The organism is Streptomyces sp. S.PNR 29 (assembly GCF_030386795.1).
Taxonomy (GTDB): Bacteria; Actinomycetota; Actinomycetes; order Streptomycetales; family Streptomycetaceae; genus Streptomyces.
The window spans coordinates 171,014-195,840 of the sequence record NZ_JANUQM010000005.1; the positions used below are offsets into that span (position 1 = coordinate 171,014).

Genomic DNA, 24,827 nt, shown 5'->3' on the forward strand with positions numbered 1-24,827 from the left:
CTTGGGCAGTCGTGGGAGTGATCTTCGCATCGATCTCGTAAGGGGGCTCATCAGCGTGACCGCACCTGCGCGTCGCACCGCACCGGCGAACCGCCGACGTGCGTTCGACCTCCGCTCGACCGCCCTGTTCTTCGCCCTTCTCGCCGTGGCCGTGAGCATCCTGGGCTTCGCGGCTCGTACGGTGGCCGACACCTTCGACCGGCACCCCGGCTGGGCATTCGCCCTGGCCCTCGTGGGGGTTGCGGGCTTGCTGGGCCTGCGGCGCCGGTTGCACGTGGCCAGAGCGGCACGTCGGGCCGCGGCCGCACTCGACGAAGCGGCAAGGGAGGCGGCCGACGAGCTGGAGAGCCTGGCGCCTCCCCGCGAGAGTCCGGCCACGGGGACCGGCGTCGACTACGACGCGCTGGACCCCGAGGAGTTCGAGGCGGCGATCGCCGCCCTCTGCGAACGCGACGGATGCTCCGGCGTCGACGTCGTGGGCGGCGCCGGGGATCTGGGCGCCGATGTCGTGGCCGTGACCCCCGACGGGCGTCGTGTCGTCATCCAGTGCAAGCACTACGGGGACACTCACCGGGTCGGCTCCCAGGAACTGCAGCGCTTCGGCGGCACCTGCTTCACCGTCCACGAGGCCGACGTCGCCGTCCTGGTCACCACCAGCGACTTCACCACGCCGGCGGCGGAGTACGCCGAACAGTGCGGGATCGTGTGCGTGGACCGGCAGTCCCTGCTGGCATGGACGGACGGCACCGGGACCCGGCCCTGGGAAGCCACCGGTGACGCCCGGGCGGGTCAGTGAGACGGGTGTCAGGCGCCCGGCCGGATCGGCCGCCGTGCCACAGGTCAAGCATCGGAGCATGCCTTCAGCCGATGGTGACGACACGCGCCCAGGACGGTGGGGTGTCCGGGACGTAGCCGGGGTTCTCCTCGTCCACGGCGCGGCCGGGGCGGGGGAAGAGTCCGACGACGGTGCGGCAGGGCGGCTGCGCGGAGGGCCACGGCGTCTGACCGTCCGTCAGGGCGACGATCACGTCCGGGCGTGGCCGGGAGCGGAGCGCCCGGGCGAAACCCGAGCGCAGATCCGTTCCCCCACCGCCGATCAGTGCGAGGTTCTCGGCACGGCAGAGCGGGACGGCGACCCCGGCCACCGCGTCGCAGGAGATCACCGAGACCAGGTCGCGCCGCCCGCCCACCGCCCGCGAGATCGCCGCCACCTCCAGCAGCGCGCTGCCCAGCTCGGCGTCGCTCACCGACCCCGAGGTATCGATCACGACGCACACCCGGGGAGGTGTCCGGCGCAGGCTCGGCAGCAGGACTCCGGGGACACCGGCCGAGCGCCGGGACGGACGCCGGTAGCTGTGGTCCTCGCCCACCCCCGGCCCACCCGCCGCCGAGCGGACCGCCGCCCCCAGCAACTGCCGCCACGGCTGCGGCGGATGGAACGCCTCGTCCGCCCATCGGCGCCACCCCTCCGGCGCGTCGCCCGGTCGGCCCTTGATCCCCTCCGCGACCCGGAAGCGGACCGCGTCCCGCTGCTGCCTGCTCAGCCCGTGTGCCCCGTCGGGCCCCAGCTCCCACGGCCGGTCCTGTCCGTCGGCGCCACTGCCGCAGTCCAGCCAGGCCAGGTCCGCGGCGAGCCCGGACATCGACGCCGTCCGCAGGTACTCCTCCATCAGCAGCCCGTCGGGCAGCCGCAGCAGCGAGGGCAGCACCGCCCCGGCCGGCCTGGGCAGACCGTCGCCGTAGATGTCGTCGTTGATCTCGAAGTCGGCGGCGATGTTCCGCCGCAGCCTCTCCCAGCCTGCGGCCGGGGGTGCCCCCGTCTCGCTTCTCCCCCAGCCTCCGGCCGGAGGGGCCCCCGTCTCGCGGCGCTCGCCCGGCCCGTGCTCCTCCTGCTCGCGCGCATACCGTTCGCCCCGCCCGTGGTGGTCCCTGAGCAGATGGGAGACCTCGTGCACCCAGACGCCCGCCAGCTCCTCCACGGAGGTGCGGGCCACGAAGCCGGGAGAGACGTAGCAGCGCCAGTACGCGTCCACCGCCATCGTCGGCACCGACCGGTCCTCCACCACGTGCAGCGCGAAGAGCGCGCAGGCCAGGTAGGGACGGACCTTCACGGCGTGCAGCCGGGCGGCCAGCAACTTCTCCATGTCCAGCGGGAGTCGGGGCAGGCCGGCCGGCTCGCCGGAGCCGGCCGGAGGCCCCGGCACGGTGGCCCGCACCGGGCGCGGCGGCGCCGGCCGGGACATCGGACGCGGCAACGGGCGCGGTCCCGGGGCCTTCGAGGCCCCCGTCACCGGCATTGCGGGGCCCGTCATCGGCGCACCCCTGTCGCCCGCCCGGCGTCGGCCGCCGCCGCTGCCCGCCCCACCGACCGGTCCGCCCGCCGGGCGAGACCGACCACCCCGGCCAGCCGTTCCACCGCCTCCGGCACCTCCCAGTCGTCGCGCCGCAGCGCGGCCAGCGCCGTCGCCGGGGCGACCACCAGGTCCGGCGGGCCGGTCTCCAGCGCCCGGACCAGCACCGCCCAGCCCGCCTCCCACCGCGCCCGCTCCGGCCGCGCCCCGACGGCGGCCACCACCGCCTCCAGCGACGCCTGCCGCAGATCGCCCCGCACCGGCAGTTCGGCCGAGGCCGGATCGGCCAGCAGCGACTCCGGGTCCGGCAGGTCCATCCGGTCCAGATGGGCGAGGAGTTCGAGCCCCGGCCCGTCCCCCACCGCGCCCCGCACCAGCAGCGCCAGCACCTCACGAGAGACGGAGGCCGCCGTGCCGAAGGCCAGCAGGGTCAACGCGGCCTCCCAGCTCCGGGGCGAGGGCCAGGCGCCGCCGCGCCGCGTCTCGGTGCTCGGCAGCCGGTGGATCAGCGTCGGCCGGGTGGTGAGGAAGCCGCAGACCGCGCGCCGGGCGAGGGCCACCGCCTCCGGCAGCCGCTCCGGCACCAGCCGGGGCAGCTCCGCCCGGGGCCAGACCCCGCCCAGCCCGCGCACCACCACCTCACGGTCGTGCACCCAGTGCAGATGCACGAAGCGGTTGGCCAGCGGCGGGCTCAGCTCCCACCCGTCCGCCGCCGACGCGCGCGGATTGGCGGCGGCCACGATCCGCACCCCCGGCGGCAGTTGCAGCGCACCGACCCTCCGCTCCAGGACGACCCGGAGCAGTGCGGCCTGGACGGCCGGGGTGGCGGTGGAGAGCTCGTCCAGGAAGAGCAGCCCCCGTCCGGCCCGGACGAGCTCCACGGCCCATTGCGGTGGGGCCATCGGCACGCCCTTCACCGCCGGGTCGTCGCCCACGATGGGCAGCCCGGAGAAGTCGGACGGCTCGTGGACGCTGGCGATCACGGTGGTCAGCGGCAGGTCGAGGGAGGCGGCGAGCTGCGTCAGGGCCGCGGTCTTGCCGATACCCGGCTCGCCCCAGAGCAGCACGGGCAGGTCGGCAGCGACCGCCAGGGTGAGCGCTTCGAGCTGCTCGTCGGGGCGCGGCTCGGTGGTGGTCGTCCGCAGGAGGGTCAGGAGGTCGTCGGCGAGGGCGAGCTGGGCGCCGGTTCGGGATGCGCCGGCGGGGGTGGGTGCGGGCGTGCCGGCGGCCGGCGGCGCGCCGGGCAGGAAGGTACTGAGGGTCATGCGAATCACCTGGGATGGGATAAGGGGACGGGACGGCCCGTCCCGGATGTCGTGGGGGCGCGCGGCGCGGGGTGCGCGTACAGGAAAGGGACTTCGGTGGGCGCAGCCGGTCAGCAGGCCAGGCCGGTGCGCGGCCGGGCACGGCTGCTCCGCTTCCGGCGCATCGCGGGCGGCGTACGGCGGTCGAGCCGGGGCCGGTGGCCCGCCTCCGCGTGCCCCGTGTCCCAGGCGTCCCCGCTCCGTACCGCAGCGGCACCGGGATGCGTGGCGACCAGCCCCGCGCGGAAGAGACCGTGCTCGACGCGGCGGGCCGCGGCCGACTCCAGTTCCTCCCGGAGCGGCCCGTCGCGCAGGACCGCGCCGGGGCCGAGCAGCCGCTCGACCACGGCCAGCGCCCCGGCGGCGTCACCGTGACGGAGCCGCTCCCGGACCGCGGGCAGTGCCTCCGGGTTGCGGTGCACCGTGTCGATCGCCCGCAGGCAGGGCAGGGCCGGACCGCCGAGCGCCACCAGCAGCTCTTCCCGGCGCAGTTGGGCCGGGTCGTGATCGATCGCCGTGAGCACCCCGTCCCGCAGTGCGATCCGGTGGATCTCGCCCCGGCACTCCACCCGGTGCGGATCGCCGGGCTCGGGGACGGGGTCCGCCACCGGTGCCGAGCCGGCCCCGGCCAGCGCCGCTGCGACGAGCGGATGCAGCCGCTCGGCCGTGACCAGCCCGGCTCGCAGCAGCTCCAGGTCCGGAAGGACCCGGGCCGCCGCCTCCGGTAGCACCGGGAGCGCCGCGACCTCCTGTGGCGGCAGCGTCTCCCGCAGCGGCCGGAACGTCGGGGCATGGCTGTCGTCGGGGGCGACGAGTTCGAGCACGGCGCGGCTCCGCGCACCGAGCCGCACGGTGAAGGCCCCGCGTGGGCGCCCTTCGGCCCGCAACAGCAACTCGGCCTCGGCGGCCCAAGTCGCCACCGCCCACGGCGACTCCTGGACGGCAGGCCGGTCCGGCAGGTCCGGCAGGTCCGGCCCGCCTGTTGCGTGGGACCGAGTGGGTGGCGTCATGGACGGTGCCAGGCCCGCACCGCACCGCCTCGCCAGTTCGCCGCTGCGTCCGGGGTCCCAGAGATGCCGGTGCAGGTCGAGCCGGAAGCGCCGGTCGGGATGCGGGTGCGGGTGGTGTCCGGGGACGTCGTTCCCGGACCCTTCCCACAGGGTCAGGGACATCCGCTGTCCGGCGTCCGCCCAGGCCGGCGGTGTCCGCACCACCAGCTGCAGCGACGTGGCACGGGAGCTGTGGTAACGGGCCAGGGAGAGGGTGAGGCCGGGTCGGAGCCGCCCGTCGGGGGCGATCCGGGGCATGTGCCAGCGGAGCAGATCCGGCGCCAGCCGGCGCAGATCTGCACGGAGCCGGGTGACGAGATCGGTGCCGTGGCGGTCGCGCACGGCGCGCAGATCGAGATCGACGTCGATCCGGGCAGCGGCGCAGGCCCCCGCCCAGTCACCGACCGAACGCCGTGCGGTCGCGGTCTCGATCATGGACGGTGGCACGGCGTACTCGCGTACGCGCTGCCACATCAACAGGTGGGCCGGAATCGCAGGCGCGAAGTGATGTGCCATCAGCACTCACCTTGCGCGAACGATTCCCCCAATCCGAACGAGGAGAAGTTCTTCATCCCGGGCATCGTAACCACGCCCATGATGATCTGTCGCCCCTTTAAGCCGCCCGGCTCAACCAGGCTCATGAGCCCTGTATCAGCCCCGCAGTGTGCCGAGCCGCCCCTCCAGCTGTCCGAGCAGTTCGCCGAGCAGCGCGGCGAGTTCGCCCTGCTCCGGTCCGTCCAGGCCGGACAGGGCGGCGGTCTCGTAGGCGAGCTGCTCGGGCAGGATGGCGTCGACGAGGGCGCGTCCGGCGTCGGTGAGGCGCACGTGGGCGACGCGACGGTCGCGGGCGTCGCCGCGGCGCTGCACCAGCCCGCGCTCGGTGAGCTGCTTGAGGCGCTTGGTGACGGCGGCGCCCGAGGAGAAGGTCTCCCGGGCCAGTTCGCCCGGGGTGAGTTCGTGCCCGGTGCGGCGCAGCGCGCCGAGCAGGTCGAACTCGGGACGGCTCAGGCCCGCCCGGCGCAGTGGCGCGTCCTCGGCCTGTTGGAGGAGTGCGGCACAGCGGTTGATGCGGCCGATGATCTCCATGGGGCCGGTGTCGAGGTCGGGGTGGACCGTCCGCCACTGCCGCACGACCGTCGCGACGGTGTCCCTGTGCGTCACGCCCGCCGCTTCTCCCCCGCCGGTTGCCGTCATGGCCGTACGTCCTCCGTCTCCGTGCCCGTGCGCCGGTCCCCGAGCGGTCCCTGGCGTCGTACCGTCGCGGCGAGCGTACGGTGTCCGGACTGCTCGGCGAGCACGACCCGCTCCTGGGGCAGGGCGCGTTGCCACCACTCGCCGGCCGCGGCGTCGGCGACGGCCCGCAGGTCGACCAGTGCGGCTGCGAGGCCGCGGCGGGCGGACTCCAGTGCGCCGGGTTCCGGGTCGGGCTGTGCCAGGAGGCGGGCGGCGTCCTCGCGAGCGCGGTCGACGGCCGTCAGGGCCTGTTCGACGCGGTCGCCCGCGCGCCGGTTGGTGACGGCGACGGCGACGGCGAAGCCGACCAGGGCGCCAACGAGGGTGTCCATCACCCGCTCGGTGATCAGCCGTCCGGTCTCCTGCTGCCCGGTGAACTCGGTGACGAGCAGCGCCATCGGGGTCACACAGACGCTGCCGAGCCAGTAGTTGCGGCTGATGAGCGCCTCGGCGCCGAAGTTGAAGGCGAGGCAGCACAGGACGAGGGCGGCCGGGCCGAGATGGGCGAGCGGGGCGACGGCGGCGAAGAGCAGCACCCCGGCGATGTTCCCGACGATCCGCTGGACGCCCCGGCTCCAGGTGAGGGTGATGTTGGCCTGGTACAGCGAGGCCGCGGTGACCAGTGCCCAGTAGGGCCGGCCGATGCCGAGCGCGAGGGAGGCGTAGCCCGCCAGGGCGCAGCCGAGGGCGGTGCGGACGGCGAGCGGGGTCAGCGGGCGGAGCCGGAGCCGGAGCGGCTGCCCGGGTGTCCCGGCTTCGGCGTCCACGCCGAGGAGTTCGTCGGCGACGGCCCGGGGCTCGTGGCCGGTCCGCGGAACCCGGCCGGTGCCGCGCAGGGCGCGCGCCCAGTCACGCAGCCGCGCCGGGTCCGTGTCCGCGGGCGCGGCGAGAGCGATCTCGGCACGGACGACGAGCCGTTCCAGCGCGCGCCGGGCCTGGGAACGGGTGCCGGTGGACAGCAGCGTCTGCCAGGCGGCCTGTACGGCGGCGTAGGCGGCGGCGCGTGGCTGGGTACCCCCCGCCTCGACGTACGCGGCGGCGGCGTTCAGGGCCTGGGCGGTGGCACGGCGCTCGGGGCCGTGCGGGCGGACGAGTCCGGGCGCCATGCCGACCAGCCAGGCCCACACGCCCGCCGCGGCGGCCGGCGCGAGGTGGCCGGGGACCTGGGCGAGGGTCTGTGGCGCGAACAGCGAGGCGGAGCTGATGAAGGTGAGGACCACGTTGCCCGGCGGACCGATGCGGGTGGCGTCGCACAGCGTCTTCTGCGCGGAGGCCAGCAGGGCACCGACGGTGACGAGGACGGCGGCACGGTCGGTGAGCGCGGCCGTGACCAGGGCCGCGGCGACGCCGCCGAGCATGCCGAGCACCACCCAGGCGAGGGCGCGGGCCCGGGCGGCGTAGGGGCGGTTGTGGGCGTACAGCGCGCACAGGGACCCGGCCATCGTGTACATGGCCAGGTCGAGCCGGTCCAGCGCCAGCAGGGTCAGGTTGGGTGGGGCGACCGCGGCGACCACGCTCAGGGCGGGCTTGAACCAGATGTCGGAGGGGCGGCCGAGGCGCAGCACGCCGGTCAGCGGGAGACGTCGTGGCATAGGCGTCATGTTAACAAGTGTTTTACCCGTAAACATTATCCCACGTTTTCCCCGTGACGTGCTGTGCTCCGTCGAATGCTCCCCGTCTACATCCTTGCGCTCGCTTGCGCGCCGCATGGCCCGGGCATCCCTTGACCGACCGTCGAGCGGGGAGGTGCGTGTGCACGGACCGGCTTCGTCCGGCTGGCTGCTGGTCGCGCTGTGCGCGGCGACCGGCGCCTACTGTCTGCTGCGGATGCGCAGCAGCGTCGAGGAGCAGCGCCGTGCGGCGGGTGGCGAGGCGCTCATGGGTTTCGGGATGGCCGCGATGGCCGTGCCCACGGCCGTGTTCACGCCACCGTCGTGGACCTGGCTCGGGTACGGCGCCGTGTTCGGCGCGACCGCGGTGCACGCCCTGTGGACGGCGCGGGACGGCCCGCATCATCTGCACCACCTGGTGGAGGCGGCGGCCATGGTCTACATGGCGGTGGCGATGGCGGGCTCGCCCGGGCACGCGCACGGGTCCGGCGGCTCCGGAGTGCCGCTGGTCACCGGGGCCCTGTTGCTCTACTTCGCCGGGTACGTGCTCCTGACCGGCGTCCGGCTGGTCCCCGTCGCCGCCGTGGCAGGCGGTGGTGGGGCCGTCGGGTGGGGCGACCGGCCGGAGCTGGCGCGGGCGTGCAGGCTGTCCATGGGGATCGCGATGGTCGCCATGCTGCTGACGCTGTGACGGGTGTTCGCCGACCGGACCGTTGTCTGCGTCACTTTGCGGTGGCAGGCCGTACCCGAGTGGGGTACGGCGCTCATAGGCTGCCCCCATGATGCTCCCCGCGGCACTGCTGCTGCTCGGCGCCGTGACCGCCGTCGTCGCCCCCCGGCTGCTCGCGCGGGCCGACTGGGTGGACCGTGAACCGGTGGTCGCCCTGTGGGTGTGGCAGTGCGTGGTGGCGGCGGTGCTCGTCTGCTGTGCGCTGTCGATGACGCTCAGCGCCGCGGCCGCCTGGCATGCGGTGGGCGGTCACGTCTTCGCCCCGGCGCCGCGTGCGGTCGTGGAGGCCTACGCCCTCGGCACGGCCGGGCCCTGGGCGGCGACGATCGCGGTCACGCTGGCGTGCGGCGGGTTGTGGAGCGCGGCGATGCTGGTCCGGGAGGTCATCAGGGCGCGGTCCCGGCGTCGGCGGCACCGGGCCGAACTCCTCGTCCGCGCCCCGCTGTTGCCGGGCGAGGAGTCTCAGTCCGGTCGGCTCGTCGTGCTGGAGGGCGAGCAGCCGGACGCCTGGTGGCTGCCCGGTACACCGCCTCAACTGGTCGTCACCACGGCCGCGTTGAGCCGCCTCAAGGGCCGGCAGCTGGACGCGGTACTCGCCCACGAGCAGGGGCACGCGCGGGCCCGGCACGACTGGCTGCTGCACTGCTCGGCCGCGCTGGCGGGCGGGTTCCCGCAGGTGCCGGTGTTCGCGGCGTTCCGCGACGAGATGCACCGGCTGGTGGAACTCGCCGCGGACGACATGGCCTCACGCCGCTTCGGCCGGCTGACGACCGCACTCGCGCTGGTGGAACTCAACGAGCACCGGGGCGTTTTCGGCCCCGGCCCGGCCCCGCAGGCTCATGTGCCGCAGCGGGTGCACCGGCTGCTCACTCCGCCGGACCGGCTGACGGCAGCACGGCGACTGCGGCTGACGGCGGCGGCCGCCTTGGTGCCGGTGGTGCCGGTGCTGCTGGCCTTCGTACCGGGGCTGCGGGCGCTGGGGTAGCCGGCGAGCGTCCGTCGCCCTGGCGGGCGGTGATCCCGTGGACTGGCCTACGGCCCCGCGGGTCGGCGAGGATCGCCTCATGCACTCCCCCACCGTCGACTCCCCCACACGTCCGCCACAGCAACGCGTCCTCGTCCGCTCCGCCGGCGTCCTGGCGGTGTGCTCCGTGCTGCTGCTCACCCTGGTGGCCACCAGGTGGCAGCCGTTGATCACCGTGGACGGCGGCATCTCCCGCACCACCCACCGCTGGGCGGTCGACGAAACCGGCATCACCCGGACGTGCCGCATCCTGACGGACTGGGTGTGGGACCCGTGGACGATGCGCGCCCTGTGCGCGGCCGTCGCCGTGTGGCTGGCGTGGCGGCTCGCGGCCTGGTGGACGGCCGTGTGGCTGGCCGTGACCTGCGCGCTGGGCAATCTGCTGCAGCAGCTCCTGAAGGCTGCCGTCGACCGCCCCCGCCCCGTCTGGCCGGACCCCGTGGACTCCGCCCACTACGCGGCCTTCCCGTCGGGTCATGCCATGACCGCCACGTTGGTCTGCGGCCTTCTGCTGTGGCTGCTGCACCACCACGGCGTCGCCCGCGCCCTGTTCCGTACGGCTCTGGCCGTGGCCGTGGTCTCGGTCGCCGGCGTCGGACTGACCCGCGTCTGGCTCGGCGTCCACTGGCCCTCGGACGTCGTCGGAGGCTGGCTCCTGGGCGCCCTGGTGGTGGTGCTGGCGGTACTGGCCCACGCCCGGTGGCGACCGGGAGCCCGGCCGTCCGGAGCGGCCGATACCTGGGACCGCCCGAGCTGAGACCGGCCGCGCGTGACATCGAGGGGCGTCGTCCGCTCCCGGCCGGCCTGGAAGCCCGGGCCGTCGGGCGGGACGGAGCGCAGTGCGCGGAGCCGTTCGCCCACGTCGTCGGGCTCCGCGGCCTGCTGCGCCCGGTCCCCGCCGGAGCGGGCACATCGCGTCGCGGGCGGCCGTGACGCGCTGAGCGGCAATCGGTCCACCGGCTCCTGCCCGGACCTCGACTCGGTTGACTGCGTCTGCTGTTGTGCGGCGGCGATCTTCCCTCGCGCCGGAGCGTGGCCTCGTAAGATCCACCCCATGACCGCAGTCCTGTTCGACTTCTCCGGAACGCTCTTCCGTATCGAATCCGCCGATTCCTGGCTGCGCGCGGTGCTGGCCGAGGCCGGACTGGCGCTGCCCGAGCCGGAGCTGGCCGCGACGGCGCGGGCGCTGGAGACGGCGGGCGCCCTGCCGGGCGGGCCGCTGCCCCTGAGAATGCCCGAGGAACTCGCCGCCGTGTGGGAGATCCGGGACGAGAGCTCCGAGCTGCACCGGGCCGCGTACACCGGCCTCTCCCGCCAGGTGCAGCTCCCCGAGCCGCGGCTGCACGACGCGCTGTACGACCGCCATATGACACCGGTCGCCTGGTCGCCGTACCCCGACGCCGTCGAGGTGCTGCGCACACTCCGTGAGCGCGGGATCGCCGTCGGCGTGGTCAGCAACATCGGCTGGGACCTGCGTCCCGTGTTCCGCGAGCACGGCCTCGACGAGTATGTGGACGCGTACGTCCTGTCGTACGAGCACGGCATCCGCAAGCCCGACCCGCGGCTGTTCGCCACCGCCTGCGCGGATCTCGGCGTCGACCCGCGGGAGACGCTGATGGTCGGCGACGACCGGCGGGCGGACGGCGGCGCGGCGGCCCTGGGCTGCGGAGTGCACTTCGTGGACCATCTGCCGGTGACGCAGCGGCCGGACGGGCTGCGTCCGGTGCTGGGCCTGGTGGGCTGATCCGGCGCCGTCCGGCCGGCGGGAACATGCGGGAAAGCCCGCGTCCGCCTCCGGCAGAAAGGAGCCCGAGGCCACCGACCCGGTCGCTCGCCCGCCCTGGACGATCCCCCGCGTCGCCCAGGGCAGACGGCAGCTCCGGCCAGACCCGCCAGGGGCCTGTCCGGACGCCTGAGTATAGTTGGCTGGCAGCCAGTCAACGCAGGAGTTACAGCATGTCCCCGCGCAGCGCCTCGGTCAATGAAGAATTGCGCAGGCGTTCCAAGGAACGGCTCCTGCAAGCCGCGGTCGAGCTGGTCCGGGAACGCGGCTACGAGGCGACGACGCTCGGCGACATCGCCGACCGGGCGGGCTCGGCGCGCGGCCTGGTCTCGTACTACTTCCCCGGCAAGCGCCAGCTGCTGCAGTCCGCCGTGCACCGGCTGATGCACCGCACGCTGGAGGAGGCGCTGGAACGCGAGCCGTGCGCCGAGGACGGCCGGGAGCGGATGGCGCGGGCCATCGACGCGATCCTGGGCCTCGCCCGGGACCAGCCTCTGCTGATGCGCCAGCACATGGCCGGGTTGCTGCAGGCCGAGGGCTTCGTGCCCTGCCCGGAGCAGCAACGCCTGGCCGAACTGCTGCGGGACACGGTCGCCCGGCACGGCTCGTGCGATGTCGACAGCGACTACCCCATGCTGCGCGCGCTGCTGATGGGCGCCGTCTACGCGGCCCTGGTGCCGGGGGTGCCGATGCCCGTGCCGGTGCTGCGCGCCGAGCTGTTCAAGCGCTACCGGCTGGAGTGGGAGATGGGCGTTCCGCCGGACACCGAGGCGCCCGGCGGAACCTGTGACACGGATCTGTCACGCTTCTTCGCGACCGGGGCGGCACCGGAGTGCCGGCCCGAAGGTCGGGCGACCGAAGCCCGTCAGTCGAAGTAGTCCGGCTGCGTCTGGACGTTGAGCTCGCTCAGCCGGACCCACTTGGCCGGGTCCGTTCGCCGGTCATTGATCTTCAGGACGTCGAGGCCCTTGGCGATGTCGTTCGAGTAGACATAGCCGTTGTAGTAGTACGCCGACCAGGAGCCGCCGAGCACCAGGGCGTCGGTGGAGAGCGGGCCGCGCTCGAAGTAGGCGATCTCCTTGGGCTTCGAGGAGTCGGTGAAGTCCCAGACGGAGACGCCGCCCTGGTACCAGGCCTGGACCATGAGGTCCCTGCCCCTGACCGGGATCAGCGAGCCGTTGTGGGCGACGCAGTTCTCGGTGTCGGCCTGGTGACGGGGCATCTTGTAGTAGCTGCGGAAGACCAGCTTGCGCTTGTCACCCTTGCCGACGATGTCGTAGATGCCGTCGGCACCGCGGTTCGGCCCGGTGGCCTCGTTGCAGGTGGCGCCGCTGCCGCCGCCCAGTTCGTCGGTGAAGACGACCTTGTCGGCCCTCTGGTTGAAGGTCGCCGAGTGCCAGAACGCGAAGTTGACGTTGTCCTGCACGCGATCGATGACCTTCGGGTGCTCCGGGTCCTTGATGGAGAACAGGATGCCGTCGCCCATGCAGGCGCCCGCGGCCAGGTCCTTCGAGGGCAGGACGGTGATGTCGTGGCAGCCGGTGGTCTTGGAGACGCCGGGGTTGGTGGGCGAGCCCGGGTTGCCGCCGCCGTCCGGACCCTCACCGGGGAACAGCACCGGGAAGCCCACGACCGCCGCCTTCTCGGGGGACTTGCGCGGCACCTTGATGACGGAGATCCCGTCGTGCGGCGGCTGGCAGTCGGGGTAGGTGGCGCTCGGCGAGTACGAGGAGACGTAGATGTAGACGTTCCGGCGTTCGGGCACCAGCGTGTGGGTGTGGGAGCCGCAGGCCGTCTCGACGGCGGCGACGTACTTCGGGTTCGCCTTGTCGCTGATGTCGAAGACCTTCATGCCCTCCCACGACGACTTCTCGGTCGCGGGCTGTGTGGTGCTGTTGCAACTGCTGTCGCTGCGCGAGGAGTCCGTGGACAGGAAGAGCAGGTTGCCGGAGACGGAGATGTCGTTCTGCGATCCGGGGCAGAGGACCTGGGCGACGGTCTTGGGCGCCTTCGGGTTGCTGATGTCGAAGATGCGGAAGCCGTCGTAGTTGCCGGCGTAGGCGTACTTGCCCTGGAAGGCGATGTCGGAGTTGGTGCCCGGCAGCGCGTCCTTGGGGATGTTGGCCACGTGTTCGACGTTGGCCGAGTGGACGACCTCGTCCTTGCCGGGTATCTCGCCGCTCTCGATGGCCTCCCGTGCCTCGGCCCGGGCGTTCTTGGACACCCCCTTCGGCGCGACCGGGCTGTCTCCCGGGTCAGGGGTCGCGGCCGCCGGACCGGCCGTGAGCAGAGCGGCCAGGAGTCCGGCGGCAGCGGTGGCAACTCCCAGACGTCTGCGTCGCGTTCGCAGGTCGTTTAACAGGATCACTGTTTCCTCCCTAGTTCCGTTCCGTCGGAACGGATTCACGCACCATCGAAGTATCGTCTTCGCCATGCCCATACCAACACAGCTCAACGAAACTGCAATCAAGTTTTTTGATCAGCAACGCTCAGAAGCGTGCTAGGACGGTCATGACACTCACGAGGTGTCCGTCATCACGCCTGCCACAGGAGGTCGTTGTGCTCTTACGCCGCACGTCCCGCACACCCCTCGTCACGGCCTCACTGGCCGTCCTGACCGTGCTCGGGCTCGGGGCCTGCGACTCCGGTTCGGACACCGGGTCAGCCGCGGCGGGCAAGCCTTCCGTTCTGGTGCCGGGCAAGCCGGGCGAGGCGAACCGGACGCTGTCGGCCGAGGAAGCGGAGCAGCACCGCGCCGACGACGACTCGCCCAACTCGGCGGATGTCAGCTACGCCCGGATGATGATCGAGCACCACTCCCAGGCCCTGGAGATGACCGAACTCGTACCGAAGCGCGCCGAGTCGGCCAAGGTCAAGCGGCTCGCCGAGCGGATCGCCGCCGCACAGGGCCCGGAGATCACAGCCATGCGGAGCTGGCTGAAGGCGAACGGCAAGAAGGAGACGGACGGCGGCCACCAGCACGCCGAGATGCCCGGGATGGCGACCGAGGCACAGCTGAAGAAGCTGCGCGCGGCGCAGGGGAAGGCGTTCGACCAGCTCTTCCTGACCCTGATGATCACCCATCACCAGGGCGCGCTCACGATGGCCACGGACGTCAAGGCGCAGGGCAACAACGTGCGGATCGAGGAGATGGCCGACGACACGGTCGCCCAGCAGACCAGCGAGATCACACGGATGCGGGACATGCTGTGACGGCTCCCGGCCGGACGACGGCGGGCCGGCTCAGCGCCGTGCCCGACGCGGTGTCAGGAAGCCCGAGTCACGCGCCTGCCCGATCAGCCTGAGCGCCCTGCGGCGGCTGTGCCCGGTCGCGCACATCACCGCGAGGACCGGATCGACGCCCTCCGCCTGAGCGGCGCGGTACTCATGCGCGACGAGCCACCGCCCCTCCACGCCCTGCGGCCAGGCCGGCCTGGAGCGCCGCCGCCCGGCAGAGGGGTGGGTCCCGTCGCGGGCGCCACAGGCCTCGAAGAGCGGTCCCTCGATCCACTCGGCGAGCACCTCCAGGTCGTCGAGGGACAGCGCCGGCTGGGCCCGGACGTCCTCGATGCCCACGTGCTCCCCGGACACCACGGCGAGCACGTCCACCCGGGCACCGTCGGCGAACGCCAGCCGGACGTAGAACCACGAGGTGGCCCCGCCGTCCTCCCGCACTTCCCACGCGGGCCGCACGGACACCTCACCGTCCGTCGGAAAGCGGTCGGAAAGATGAAGAAAGGATGCTTCCAGCACACACGGAACGTAACCGCATGATCACACTCCATCCGGCTGACACGCGTCCCGCGCGGCCTACAGCACCCTGTCAGCGCAGCCGGAGCAGTGCGATGCTGGAAGCACCAGCGATCTCCTGAAGGTCCCTCCGGATCCCTCGGGTAAGGAGTTCCGCCGTGCTGCGTGTCGCCGTCGTCGGCTCCGGGCCGAGCGGGTGCTACACCGCCCAGAGCCTCGTCCAGCAGGACCCCGACGTACTCGTCGACGTCCTGGACCGGCTGCCGTGCCCGTACGGCCTGGTGCGGTACGGCGTGGCACCGGACCACGAGAAGATCAAGTCGCTGCAGAACAACCTTCGCGCCGTCCTGGAGCACGAGCGGGTGCGTTTCCTCGGCGGCCTCCAGGTCGGCCCCCAGGGGGTGCCGGCGGCCCGGCTGCGGGAGCTGTACCACGCGGTCGTGTACTGCGTGGGCGCGGCCACCGACCGGCATCTGGGGATCCCCGGCGAGGAGCTGCCGGGGAGCTGGTCGGCGACCGAGTTCGTGTCCTGGTACAGCGCGCATCCGGACGCCGTCGACGACGGTTTCGTACGGGACGCGCGCTCGGCCGTGGTGATCGGCGTGGGCAACGTCGCCGTGGACGTCACCCGGATGCTGGCCCGCGGGCCGGCCGAACTCAGTCCCACCGACATGCCGCAGGCGGCACTCACCGCGCTCGCCGCCAGCCATGTGAGGAACATCCACATGGTGGGCCGGCGCGGCCCCTCCCAGGCCCGCTTCACCACCAAGGAGCTGCGGGAGCTCGGCGCCCTGCCGGACACCGACGTGGCCGTGGACCCGGCGGAGCTGGCGCTGGACCCTGCGTACGGGGACCCCTCCGCGCTGCCCGGCACGCAGCGCCGCAATGTGGAGGTGCTGCGCGGCTGGGCCGAGGCCCCGGCGCGAGGTGTCCCGCGGCGGATCCGGCTGCGCTTCTTCCTGCGCCCTGTCGAACTGCTGGCCGACGGGGGCCGCGTGGGCGCGGTGCGCTTCGAGCGGACGGCGCCGGACGGGCGCGGCGGGGTCGTGGGCACCGGCCGGTTCGAGGACATCGAGGCGCAGCTGGTGCTGCGGTCGGTGGGGTATCGCGGGGTTCCGCTGGAGGGGCTGCCGTTCGACCCGGAGAGCGGCACGGTCCCGCATCTGGCCGGGCGGGTGCTGCGCGGGGGCGTCGTCGCGCCGGGCGAGTACGTGGCCGGCTGGATCAAGCGGGGGCCGACCGGGGTCATCGGCACCAACCGCCCGTGCGCCAAGGAGACGGTGATGTCCCTCCTGGAGGACGCCGCCGTGCTCGTGCGCAAGGACGTGCCCGAGGATCCGCTCACGGTGCTGCGTGCCGAGGGTGTCGAGCCGGTCGAGTGGGCCGGATGGCGTGCCATCGAGCGGGCCGAGGCGGAGCTCGGAGCCTCCCTCGGGCGGAGCGTGGTGAAGCTCTCCGACTGGGATTCCCTGCTGGCCGCGGCACGGAGTATCTCCTCGTAGCAGAGTCGGCGGCCGTCGGGTGGGCATGACACAGAGCGGCAACACCCCGGAAATCAACAAACTGTTCAAGTGGCTTACGGTCTCCTGCTGTTCGGCCTCCTGCTGTTCGGACTTCTGTTGTTCGGGCTTCTGTTGTTCGGACACCTGCTGTCCGGACATGCCGCCGATCCGTCCCCGCCCACCCGCCGCTCTGGAGCGCCCATGGCAACGACCGCACCCGTGCATCCCGTCGACGAGGTCCCACCCGCACGGCAACTGGCCGCCTTCGGCCTGCAGCACGTGCTCGCGATGTACGCGGGCGCGGTCGCGGTTCCGCTGATCGTGGGCGGCGCGATGAAGCTGTCGGCCGCGGACCTGGCGTATCTGATCACCGCCGACCTGCTGGTGTGCGGCATCGCCACGCTCATCCAGTGCGTCGGCTTCTGGCGCTTCGGCGTGCGGCTACCGATCATGCAGGGCTGTACGTTCGCGGCCGTGTCGCCGATGGTGCTGATCGGGACGACCGGCGGCGGACTGCCCGCGATCTACGGCTCGGTGATCGTCGCGGGGCTGGCGATCATGCTGCTGGCGCCGGTGTTCGGGAAGCTGCTCCGCTTCTTCCCGCCGCTCGTCACGGGCACGGTCATCCTGATCATCGGCATCTCGCTGCTGCCGGTGGCGGGCAACTGGGCGGCGGGCGGCGTCGGGGCGAAGGACTTCGGGGAGCCGGAGAACCTGGCGCTCGCGGCGTTCGTGCTGGCGGTGGTGCTGGGCGTGCAGCGGTTCGCACCCGCGTTCCTGAGCCGGATCGCGGTGCTGATCGGCATCGCCGTGGGGCTGGCGGTCGCGGTGCCGTTCGGGTTCACGGACTTCGGCGGGGTGGCGGAGGCCGACTGGCTCGGGATCAGTACGCCGTTCCACTTCGGCGCCCCCGCCTTCGAGGCGTCGGCGATCGCGTCGATGCTGGTGGTGGCTCTGGTGACGATGACCGAGACGACCGGTGACATGATCGCGGTCGGCGAGATGACCGGCCGGAAGGTCGGGCCGCGCTCCCTCGCGGACGGCCTGCGCGCCGATGGCCTGTCCACCGTTCTCGGCGGCGTCTTCAACACCTTCCCGTACACGGCGTTCGCACAGAACGTCGGCCTCGTCGGCATGACCCGGGTGCGCAGCCGCTGGGTCGTCGCCGCCGCGGGCGGCATCCTGGTCCTGCTCGGCCTGCTGCCCAAGCTGGGCGCGGTGGTGGCGGCGGTTCCCGCGCCGGTGCTGGGCGGCGCGGGTCTGGTGATGTTCGGGACGGTGGCCGCGAGCGGGCTGCGCACCCTGGCTCAGGTCGACTTCAAGGGCAACCACAACCTCACGGTGGTGGCCGTCTCGGTGGCCGTGGGCATACTGCCGGTCGGCGTGCCCACGGTCTACGAGAAGTTCCCGGACTGGTTCCAGACGGTGATGAACAGCGGCATCAGCGCGGGCTGCCTGACGGCGATCGTGCTGAACCTGCTCTTCAACCACCTTCCGGCGAAGGCCGGTTCGGTCGGCGCCGAGGCGGGCGGCCTGGTGGGCGGCGGCGAGCGGGCTGTCTAGAAGTCCACGTCCGGCCCCACGTGTCCCCTCCGGTCCCGCACGGAGGGGACACGCTTCGGTATGCCCTCGGCCTCAACCGGTCGTGCAGGCCGCCCCGTTGAGCGTGAAGCCGCCCGGAGCCGCGCTGTTGCCGGTGTGGTTCGCCTGGTAGCCGATGCTGACGCTCGCGTTCGGGGCGAGCGAGCCGTTGTACGCGGCGTTCGTGGCCGTCACCGCCCCGGACGCCGGCGTGTACGTGGCTCCCCAGCCGCCCGTGATAGTCTGCCCGGCAGGCAGGGTGAAGCCGAGCTTCCAGCCGTTGATCGCCGTCGTACCGGTGTTGGTGATGGTCACCGAGGCGGTCAGGCCCGTGCTCCAGGGGCTGGTCGTCGCGGTCACCTTGCACGCGCCGGGCTGGGGCCCGGGCGCCGGACCGGAACTGTTGAGACCGAAGAAGGTCAGGGCGCGTTCCCCCATGCCCCAGGCGTACACGTCGTGGCCGGCACCCTGGAGGCTGATCGCCTCCACGGGGGCGCGGTCACCGGTGCCCCCGTAGCGCGTGCGGGTCCAGCCGGACTGGGGCGTGTCGGTGGCGGCCGGGGTCTGGCTGACGCCGTGCACGTTCGTCCACTGCTTGATCTCCTCCCCGAAGTTGGGGTAGCGCAGGACGGCGTCCTCGGTGCCGTGCCACAGCTGCATACGAGGCCGGGAACCGGTGTAGCCCGGGTAGGAGCCGCGGACCAGATCGCCCCATGCCTGCGGGGTGCGGGTCACCGTGCCGTTCGCGCAGGCGCTGTTCCACTCCGAGCCGTTGGTCGTCGCGAAGCAGCCGAAGGGGACGCCCGCGAAGGCGGCGCCCGCGGCGAACACGTCCGGGTAGTTGCCCAGCAGCACGTTGGTCATCATCGCGCCGGAGGAGATGCCGACGGCGAAGATCCTGCTGGTGTCCGCGTTGTAGGTGCGCGTGACCCAGTCGACCATCGACCTGATGCCCACCGGGTCGCTGCCGCCGCCGCGGCGCAGCGCCTGGGGCGAGGCGACGTCGAAGCACTTGCTGGCCCGGGTGACCGAGGGGTAGACGACGATGAAGCCGTAGCGGTCGGCCAGGGAGGCGTACTCGGTGCCGTTGTACATCGCCGGGCCGGACCCCGTGCAGTAGTGCACGGCCACGACGACCGCCGGGCGGGTGGTGACACTGGCCGGCACGTACAGGTACATCTGCAGGTTGCTGGGGTTGGTGCCGAAGTTGGTGACCTCGGTGAGCGTCGCGGTGGGCGCCTGGGTGCGGGCGGAGGCCGGGGGTGCCGTGAGGGTCACCGCCGCGAGTATCGACGCGAGCGCCGCGAGGAAGGCCACGAGCAGCGCACGCGGCGATCTCCGTGCCGGGGTGCGGGGGGTGGTGGTCACGTCCTTGTCCCTTTCTGTCGCGACCGGAGGGGACGTGCTCGGTGATCGGTCAGCAGGAGGAGTCGGTCCGGGTCAGCAGGCCCAGCCGCCGGGGCAGCCGGGAGTAGTCGCCGCTCGCGCCCGGGTCCATTCCGGTAGGCGAACCGGAGGAGGCACGGGTCGCTCGCGAGGGTCTGGCCGACGCCGGCGCGGATCATCTCCCCGTGGCTGAAGTCCTCGGTCCAGGCCGGTTGTCCCGCGGCGAACATGACGTTGTCCGAGCGGATGAGGGCGTTGGTCTCGGTGTCCGCCGGCGGTGTCCAGGTGCCGTCCGGACGGTCGGCGGTCCTGGCTCGGACGTTGCGGCGCCGGTCGAGGAAGGTCTGCGGCGCGGTGGCGCCTTGGACCAGTCGGAGAAGCCGGTGTGCGCGAGCCTCCACCGCCCGGAGGTGTCGGCGGTGGTGGCGTCGACGTGCCGGCGGTTGTCGTACCGGAAGACCGCCGGGTCCTTCACCGAGACGATCGGATGAGTCGCATCCGGCTCGGGGCTGATCAGCGGACCGGTCGAGGACCAGCTGAAGGAGCCCGGCGGCGGACTCGCCCGCTCGGCCCGGGAGCCGCCGGCGGCCGCCGGGCCCGGCGCGAGGGCCGTCAGGCCGACGGGCCGTACAGTGCCAGCTCGCCGGCAGGAGCCCGCCGATGAACGCACGTCCTCTGGGGAACGTACGTGTGCGCGGAGTCCGCATCGACTCGCCCCCTCTCGCACGGGAGATGTCCGGGGAAACGTCCTGGGAGACGTTCGGGACAACGTCCCGGGGAAACACCGGGCGTGCATGGTGGCATGGACATGGCCGTATATGGAAGCGCTCCCACAACAATCGGTGACGGCCTCGCCCGACAGCGCTTGCCCACCCTGGTCGGCTGAATCTGATGCTGCGAAAGCCGTTGACTAGAAAGCGCTTGCACCCTACGGTCCGTTCAGGAGTGTGACCCGCCGTCGCCATGGGACGCCTGACGACGACGCCCACTGAGGACCGCAAGCCCGGAGAAGTGCACTCCCCGGGCGTGGCTGGATCCTCGTTCAGGTCACCCCGCCTGCGCGCGGCGAACAAGATGACGAACGTCATTCACGTACATGACCCACCAGGCACCTTGAAGGGACGCACCCCCATGCGTACTCTCCCCCCACACCCACACACGCACAGATCCACTCTGGTGGCCGCCACGGCCGCCCTGGCGACGGCGGTCGTCCTCGCTCTCCCCCAGCCGGCCGGGGCGGCCGAGAGCTCGCCGGTCGGGTTCGGCGCCGGGACGAACGGCGGCGGCAGCGCCTCGGCGGTCACCGTCTCCACGCTGAGCGCCTTCAAGACGGCCGTCACGGGAAACTCCGCCAAGGTGGTCAGGGTCAGCGGCCTGATCTCGCTGAGCGGTCAGGTCGACATCGGATCCAACACCACGGTCCTGGGCGTCGGTTCGTCGTCCGGGTTCACCGGCGGCGGGCTGCGGCTGAAGAACGTCTCCAACGTCGTCATCCGCAACCTGAACATCAGCAAGCCGGTCGCTCCCGCCGACGGCGTCACCGTCCAGGCGTCCACGAAGGTGTGGATCGACCACAACTCCTTCTCGGCCGACCGTGACCACGACAAGGACTACTACGACGGTCTGCTGGACATCAATCACGGCTCGGACAACGTCACGGTCTCCTGGAACACCTTCAAGAACCACTTCAAGGGCTCGCTCGTCGGCCACAGCGACAACAACGCGAGCGAGGACACCGGGCACCTGAAGGTGACGTACCACCACAACCACTTCAGCAACGTGTACTCACGCATCCCGAGCCTGCGCTTCGGCACCGGGCACTTCTACAACAACTACGTCGAGGGCGCGGACACCGCCTGCCACTCGCGTATGGGCGCCCAGATGCTCGTCGAGAACAACGTCTTCCGCTCGACCAAGGTCGCGGTCACCACCAACCGCAGCAGCGATGTCGACGGATACGCCAACCTGCGCGGCAACGATCTCGGCGGAGCCGCGACCGAGATCTCGCGGGTCGGCAGCTTCACCAGTCCGCCGTACAGCTACACGGCGGAGCCGGCCTCGTCCGTCGTCACCTCGGTGACCTCGGGTGCGGGCGCCGGAAAGCTCTGACACCCCCCATCCGCACAGACGACAGAAGGATTCGGGACATGACTTCTGCGACACGTCCGCGCGCCCGCGGGCGCGCGCTGACCGGCGCGCTGGCCACACTCGGCCTGTCGGTTGGCATGATCATGACCACCCAGGCGCCCATGGCGAACGCCGCCACATGGCCCACGCCGAACGGCAGCCAGGCCGTCTCCGCCACCATCCCGGTCTCCGGCACCAAGGACTACGGGATGAAGCGGCTGTACGGTACCGGTGACCTGGGCTCCGGCGGCCAGGACGAAGACCAGGGGCCCATCCTGGAGCTGGCTGCCGGGGCCGTGCTGAAGAACGTCATCATCGGCGCCCCCGCCGCGGACGGCATCCACTGCAAGGGCAGTTGCACGCTGCAGAACGTCTGGTGGGAGGACGTCGGCGAGGACGCGGCCACCTTCCGGGGCTCCTCGTCGTCCAACGTCTACAACGTCGTCGGCGGGGGCGCGAAGGAAGCCAGCGACAAGGTGTTCCAGTTCAACGGCGCGGGGACGCTGAACATCTCGAACTTCGCCGTGAAGAACTTCGGCACCTTCGTCCGCTCCTGCGGAAACTGCTCCACGCAGTACAAGCGGACGATCAACCTCAACACCATCGAGGTGAACTGGAAGGGCGGTAAGATCGCCGGCATCAACACCAACTACGGCGACTCGGCCACGCTGCGCAAGATCACCATCGTCGGTGACAGCAGCAGGAAGATCATCCCGTGCCAGAAGTACATCGGCAACAACACGGGCAAGGAGCCGACCACGAACGGCTCGAACCCGGACGGCACGTACTGCAAGTACTCGACGTCCGACATCACCTACCGGTAGTCCCCCCACGGTGAAGGCGGCCGTACGAAGTGTCCCCGCGCGGCGCTTCGTACGGCCGCCGGGTCATTCCCGGCACGTCTGCATCTCGTCGGTCACCTCCCGCTGATAGCCGGTGTACGTGGCGCGCAGCGCGGCGCCCGGCCAGTCGGCGGGCAGCAGTTCCGGGGGCAGGACGGGGTCGGCGAGCAGATGGCGTACGACGGCCGCGAAGGCGGTGAGGCGGTCGGCGGGCAGCTCCGTACGGGCGATGTGGGCGAGCAATGCCCGGGCTGTGGCCGACCAGTCGTCCAGCGGCCACAGACTCGCCGCCAGCTCGCCGGCCGGCCGTTCGGGACGGGCCGTGCAGCGCTCGGCCACCCGGTCGAGGTCGCCGGGCAGAGGCCTGCGGAGGTTGGCGGGCCGGAGCCAGACGCCCTCCCGGAGTTCGGCGAGCCGGAGGGCGGTGAGCCGGGCGCGCAGGTCGGCGCGTTCGGCCGGGCCGCGTCCCGTCACGGTGATCACGACCATCTCCCAGTCGCCGTCCCACGCGCGCGTGTGCGGGTGCACGGCCTCGTCCTGGCGGCGCTGACGCTCCAGCAGCCGGTCGCTGAGGAGGTAGCCGGTGTCCGTGCGCCGCAGGTCGCCCGCGGCCACCATCCGGCTGAGCGCCGCCCGCACCGTGGACCCACCGACGCCGAACGGCTCCACCCCGCGCACCAGGTCCTTCACCGGCAGCTCGGGGGGATGCGTGCCCAGCAGCAGGCTCAGGACCACCGACCGCGCGGACAGCGGACGCAGTTCGAGCTCGCCGGGTTCCGCCGACAGGTTCATCCGCATGGGCACGTACTGTACGGACTCCCTTCGATGTTGCAGTATTGCTGCGGCCGCAGCGCAAGTGCAACACTCCCTTTCATGGACTCGACACTCGCGCGGGAACGGCTCCAGGGGTACGAGCACACCACCCACGACGTCACCAACCAGCCCCCTCCCCTGGCCCCCTACGACGCCTCCGGCGACAGGGCCCTGCTGGAGGGGCTGCGGCGCGAGGGCGCCGGGTGGGCCGAGGAGGGGCTGAGGCGGCTGGGCAGGCGGGCGGGCAGCGCCGAGGCGCAGGAGTGGGGCGATCTGGCCAACCGCCACGAGCCGGTGCTGCGCACCCACGACCGGTACGGCAACCGCGTCGACGAGGTCGAGTTCCACCCCAGCTGGCACCATCTGATGCGGGTGGCGGTCGCGGAGGGGCTGGCCGCCGCGCCCTGGGCGGACGACCGGCTCGGCGCCCATGTCGCCCGTACCGCGGGCGGGCTGGTGTGGGGCCACACGGAGGCCGGACACGGCTGTCCGACGTCGATGACGTACGCGGCGGTTCCCGCCCTGCGCCGGCAGCCGGAGCTCGCGGAGGTCTACGAACCGCTGCTGACCAGCCGGGAGTACGAGCCCGGACTGAGGGTGCCCACGGAGAAGCGGGGCCTGCTGGCCGGTATGGGGATGACCGAGAAGCAGGGCGGTTCCGACGTCCGTACGAACACCACGACGGCCACGCCCAGCGCCGAGCCGGGCGTGTACACGCTGCGCGGGCACAAGTGGTTCACGTCGGCGCCGATGTGCGACGTGTTCCTGGTGCTGGCCCGGACGCGGGGCGGGCTGTCCTGCTTCCTGGTGCCGCGTGTGCTGCCCGACGGCAGCCGCAACACCTTCCGCATCCAGCGGCTGAAGGACAAGCTGGGCAACCGGTCCAACGCCTCCTCCGAGCCCGAGTTCGACGGGACCGTCGCCTGGCTGGTCGGACCCGAGGGGCACGGGGTCAAGACGATCATCGAGATGGTCAACTGCACCCGGCTCGACTGCGTGATGATGTCGGCGGCGCTGATGCGCAAGACGCTCGTCGAGGCGGGACACCATGTGCGGCACCGCAGCGCGTTCGGCAAGCGGTTGGTCGACCAGCCGCTGATGCGCAACGTCCTGGCCGATCTCGCGCTGGAGTCCGAGGCCGCCACGACGCTCACCCTTCGGCTGGCTGGCGCGGCCGACCGGGCGGTGCGCGGGGACGCCGGGGAGGCTGCGTTCCGGCGGATCGCCACCGCCGTCGGCAAGTACTGGGTCACCAAGCGGGGTCCGGCGTTCACCGCGGAGGCCCTGGAGTGCCTGGGCGGCAACGGCTACGTGGAGGAGTCGGGCATGCCCCGCCACTACCGTGAGGCTCCCCTGCTGTCGATCTGGGAGGGCTCGGGGAACGTCAACGCCCTGGACGTGCTGCGGGCGCTCGGCCGTGAGCCGGCCACCGCGCACGCGCTCTTCGAGGAACTGGCCCTGGCGCGGGGCGCGGACGCCCGGCTGGACGCGGCCGTGACACGGCTCCAGGACCGGCTGGCCGAGGGGTCGGAGGCCGGTGCCCGGCGGCTGGTGGAGCTGATGGCCCTCACCCTTCAGGCCTCCCTCCTCGTGCGGCACGCTCCTTCCGCGGTCGCCGACGCCTTCTGCGCGACCCGGCTCGGCGGCGACTGGGGGCACGCCTTCGGCACGCTTCCCGACGGCGCCGATCTCGACGCGGTTCTGGAACGGGCGCTGCCCGAAGGGGGCTGATGTTCCGCCAA

General features: G+C 72.3%; 22 protein-coding genes. 12 read left to right on the forward strand and 10 right to left on the reverse strand.

The genetic code is table 11. The annotated features are described in order from the left end of the window. Positions 1-55 precede the first annotated feature (55 nt). Positions 56-796 carry a restriction endonuclease gene (locus NW895_RS15785; protein WP_289936166.1) on the forward strand — a complete coding sequence of 247 codons (741 nt, stop codon included), beginning with the start codon at positions 56-58 and terminating at the stop codon, positions 794-796. 64 nt (positions 797-860) lie between these two features. On the opposite strand, the gene NW895_RS15790 is transcribed toward NW895_RS15785, so the two are convergent. The 5 genes from NW895_RS15790 to NW895_RS15810 form a co-directional block, all read right to left on the reverse strand. Further along, complete coding sequence (locus tag NW895_RS15790) at positions 861-2,144, reverse strand: VWA-like domain-containing protein (protein WP_289936497.1); 1,284 nt, start codon at positions 2,142-2,144, stop codon at positions 861-863. A gap of 164 nt (positions 2,145-2,308) precedes the next feature. Continuing rightward, on the reverse strand, positions 2,309-3,616 hold the full coding sequence (locus NW895_RS15795; protein WP_289936167.1) for a MoxR family ATPase: 1,308 nt from the start codon (positions 3,614-3,616) through the stop codon (positions 2,309-2,311). A 110-nt stretch (positions 3,617-3,726) separates the two neighbouring features. Further along, the gene (locus tag NW895_RS15800) at positions 3,727-5,220 is read right to left on the reverse strand and encodes a hypothetical protein (RefSeq protein ID WP_289936168.1); all 1,494 of its coding nucleotides are present in this window, start codon (positions 5,218-5,220) and stop codon (positions 3,727-3,729) included. Positions 5,221-5,355: 135 nt separating this feature from the next. Beyond that, the gene (locus tag NW895_RS15805; RefSeq protein ID WP_289936169.1) at positions 5,356-5,865 is read right to left on the reverse strand and encodes a MarR family transcriptional regulator; all 510 of its coding nucleotides are present in this window, start codon (positions 5,863-5,865) and stop codon (positions 5,356-5,358) included. A 29-nt stretch (positions 5,866-5,894) separates the two neighbouring features. Next, a complete protein-coding gene (locus NW895_RS15810) occupies positions 5,895-7,529 on the reverse strand; it encodes an FUSC family protein (protein ID WP_289936170.1) in 1,635 nt (544 codons plus the stop codon). A 160-nt stretch (positions 7,530-7,689) separates the two neighbouring features. Here NW895_RS15810 and NW895_RS15815 point away from each other — a divergent pair, with 160 nt between their 5' ends. The 5 genes from NW895_RS15815 (at position 7,690) to NW895_RS15835 (ending at position 11,962) form a co-directional block, all read left to right on the forward strand. Continuing rightward, positions 7,690-8,238, forward strand: coding sequence for a DUF5134 domain-containing protein (locus tag NW895_RS15815; protein ID WP_289936171.1), 549 nt, complete (start codon positions 7,690-7,692; stop codon positions 8,236-8,238). An 88-nt stretch (positions 8,239-8,326) separates the two neighbouring features. Next, complete coding sequence (locus NW895_RS15820; protein WP_289936172.1) at positions 8,327-9,262, forward strand: M56 family metallopeptidase; 936 nt, start codon at positions 8,327-8,329, stop codon at positions 9,260-9,262. Positions 9,263-9,341: 79 nt separating this feature from the next. After that, the gene (locus NW895_RS15825; protein ID WP_289936173.1) at positions 9,342-10,058 is read left to right on the forward strand and encodes a phosphatase PAP2 family protein; all 717 of its coding nucleotides are present in this window, start codon (positions 9,342-9,344) and stop codon (positions 10,056-10,058) included. Positions 10,059-10,355: 297 nt separating this feature from the next. Beyond that, entirely contained in the window at positions 10,356-11,045 is a 690-nt protein-coding gene (locus NW895_RS15830) for an HAD-IA family hydrolase (protein ID WP_289936174.1), read from the forward strand. 212 nt (positions 11,046-11,257) lie between these two features. After that, the gene (locus NW895_RS15835; RefSeq protein ID WP_289936175.1) at positions 11,258-11,962 is read left to right on the forward strand and encodes a TetR/AcrR family transcriptional regulator; all 705 of its coding nucleotides are present in this window, start codon (positions 11,258-11,260) and stop codon (positions 11,960-11,962) included. On the opposite strand, the gene NW895_RS15840 is transcribed toward NW895_RS15835, so the two are convergent. Next, complete coding sequence (locus NW895_RS15840; RefSeq protein ID WP_289936176.1) at positions 11,950-13,452, reverse strand: hypothetical protein; 1,503 nt, start codon at positions 13,450-13,452, stop codon at positions 11,950-11,952. The two genes, NW895_RS15835 and NW895_RS15840, sit on opposite strands and share 13 nt — an antisense overlap. A gap of 191 nt (positions 13,453-13,643) precedes the next feature. On the opposite strand from NW895_RS15840, the gene NW895_RS15845 reads away from it, so the two are divergent. Continuing rightward, a complete protein-coding gene (locus NW895_RS15845) occupies positions 13,644-14,297 on the forward strand; it encodes a DUF305 domain-containing protein (RefSeq protein WP_289936177.1) in 654 nt (217 codons plus the stop codon). 30 nt (positions 14,298-14,327) lie between these two features. Here the strand turns inward: NW895_RS15845 and NW895_RS15850 are convergent, their stop codons facing one another. Next, positions 14,328-14,783, reverse strand: a complete 456-nt coding sequence (locus NW895_RS15850) for a DUF6214 family protein (RefSeq protein WP_289936178.1) — start codon at positions 14,781-14,783, stop codon at positions 14,328-14,330. A 209-nt stretch (positions 14,784-14,992) separates the two neighbouring features. On the opposite strand from NW895_RS15850, the gene NW895_RS15855 reads away from it, so the two are divergent. Both NW895_RS15855 and NW895_RS15860 read left to right on the forward strand, forming a co-directional pair. Further along, a complete protein-coding gene (locus NW895_RS15855) occupies positions 14,993-16,336 on the forward strand; it encodes an FAD-dependent oxidoreductase (protein ID WP_289936179.1) in 1,344 nt (447 codons plus the stop codon). Between the two features lie 201 nt (positions 16,337-16,537). Continuing rightward, positions 16,538-17,899, forward strand: a complete 1,362-nt coding sequence (locus tag NW895_RS15860; protein ID WP_289936499.1) for a nucleobase:cation symporter-2 family protein — start codon at positions 16,538-16,540, stop codon at positions 17,897-17,899. A 72-nt stretch (positions 17,900-17,971) separates the two neighbouring features. Here the strand turns inward: NW895_RS15860 and NW895_RS15865 are convergent, their stop codons facing one another. Together NW895_RS15865 and NW895_RS15870 are read right to left on the reverse strand one after the other, a co-directional pair. Then, positions 17,972-19,285, reverse strand: a complete 1,314-nt coding sequence (locus NW895_RS15865; protein ID WP_289936180.1) for a PHB depolymerase family esterase — start codon at positions 19,283-19,285, stop codon at positions 17,972-17,974. Further along, positions 19,282-20,391, reverse strand: a complete 1,110-nt coding sequence (locus NW895_RS15870) for a non-reducing end alpha-L-arabinofuranosidase family hydrolase (RefSeq protein WP_354670092.1) — start codon at positions 20,389-20,391, stop codon at positions 19,282-19,284. The genes NW895_RS15865 and NW895_RS15870 overlap by 4 nt, the downstream gene beginning before the upstream one ends. Positions 20,392-20,434: 43 nt before the next feature. On the opposite strand from NW895_RS15870, the gene NW895_RS15875 reads away from it, so the two are divergent. Continuing rightward, positions 20,435-21,412, forward strand: a complete 978-nt coding sequence (locus NW895_RS15875; RefSeq protein ID WP_289936182.1) for a polysaccharide lyase family 1 protein — start codon at positions 20,435-20,437, stop codon at positions 21,410-21,412. Positions 21,413-21,450: 38 nt separating this feature from the next. Beyond that, entirely contained in the window at positions 21,451-22,254 is an 804-nt protein-coding gene (locus NW895_RS15880; protein ID WP_289936183.1) for a pectate lyase, read from the forward strand. A 63-nt stretch (positions 22,255-22,317) separates the two neighbouring features. Here the strand turns inward: NW895_RS15880 and NW895_RS15885 are convergent, their stop codons facing one another. Further along, positions 22,318-23,070, reverse strand: a complete 753-nt coding sequence (locus NW895_RS15885; RefSeq protein ID WP_289936184.1) for a PaaX family transcriptional regulator C-terminal domain-containing protein — start codon at positions 23,068-23,070, stop codon at positions 22,318-22,320. A gap of 75 nt (positions 23,071-23,145) precedes the next feature. Between NW895_RS15885 and NW895_RS15890 the strand changes: the two genes are divergently transcribed. After that, positions 23,146-24,816 (forward strand): DNA alkylation response protein, encoded by a 1,671-nt coding sequence (locus NW895_RS15890; RefSeq protein WP_289936185.1) that lies wholly within the window; start codon positions 23,146-23,148, stop codon positions 24,814-24,816. Positions 24,817-24,827: the final 11 nt, after the last annotated feature.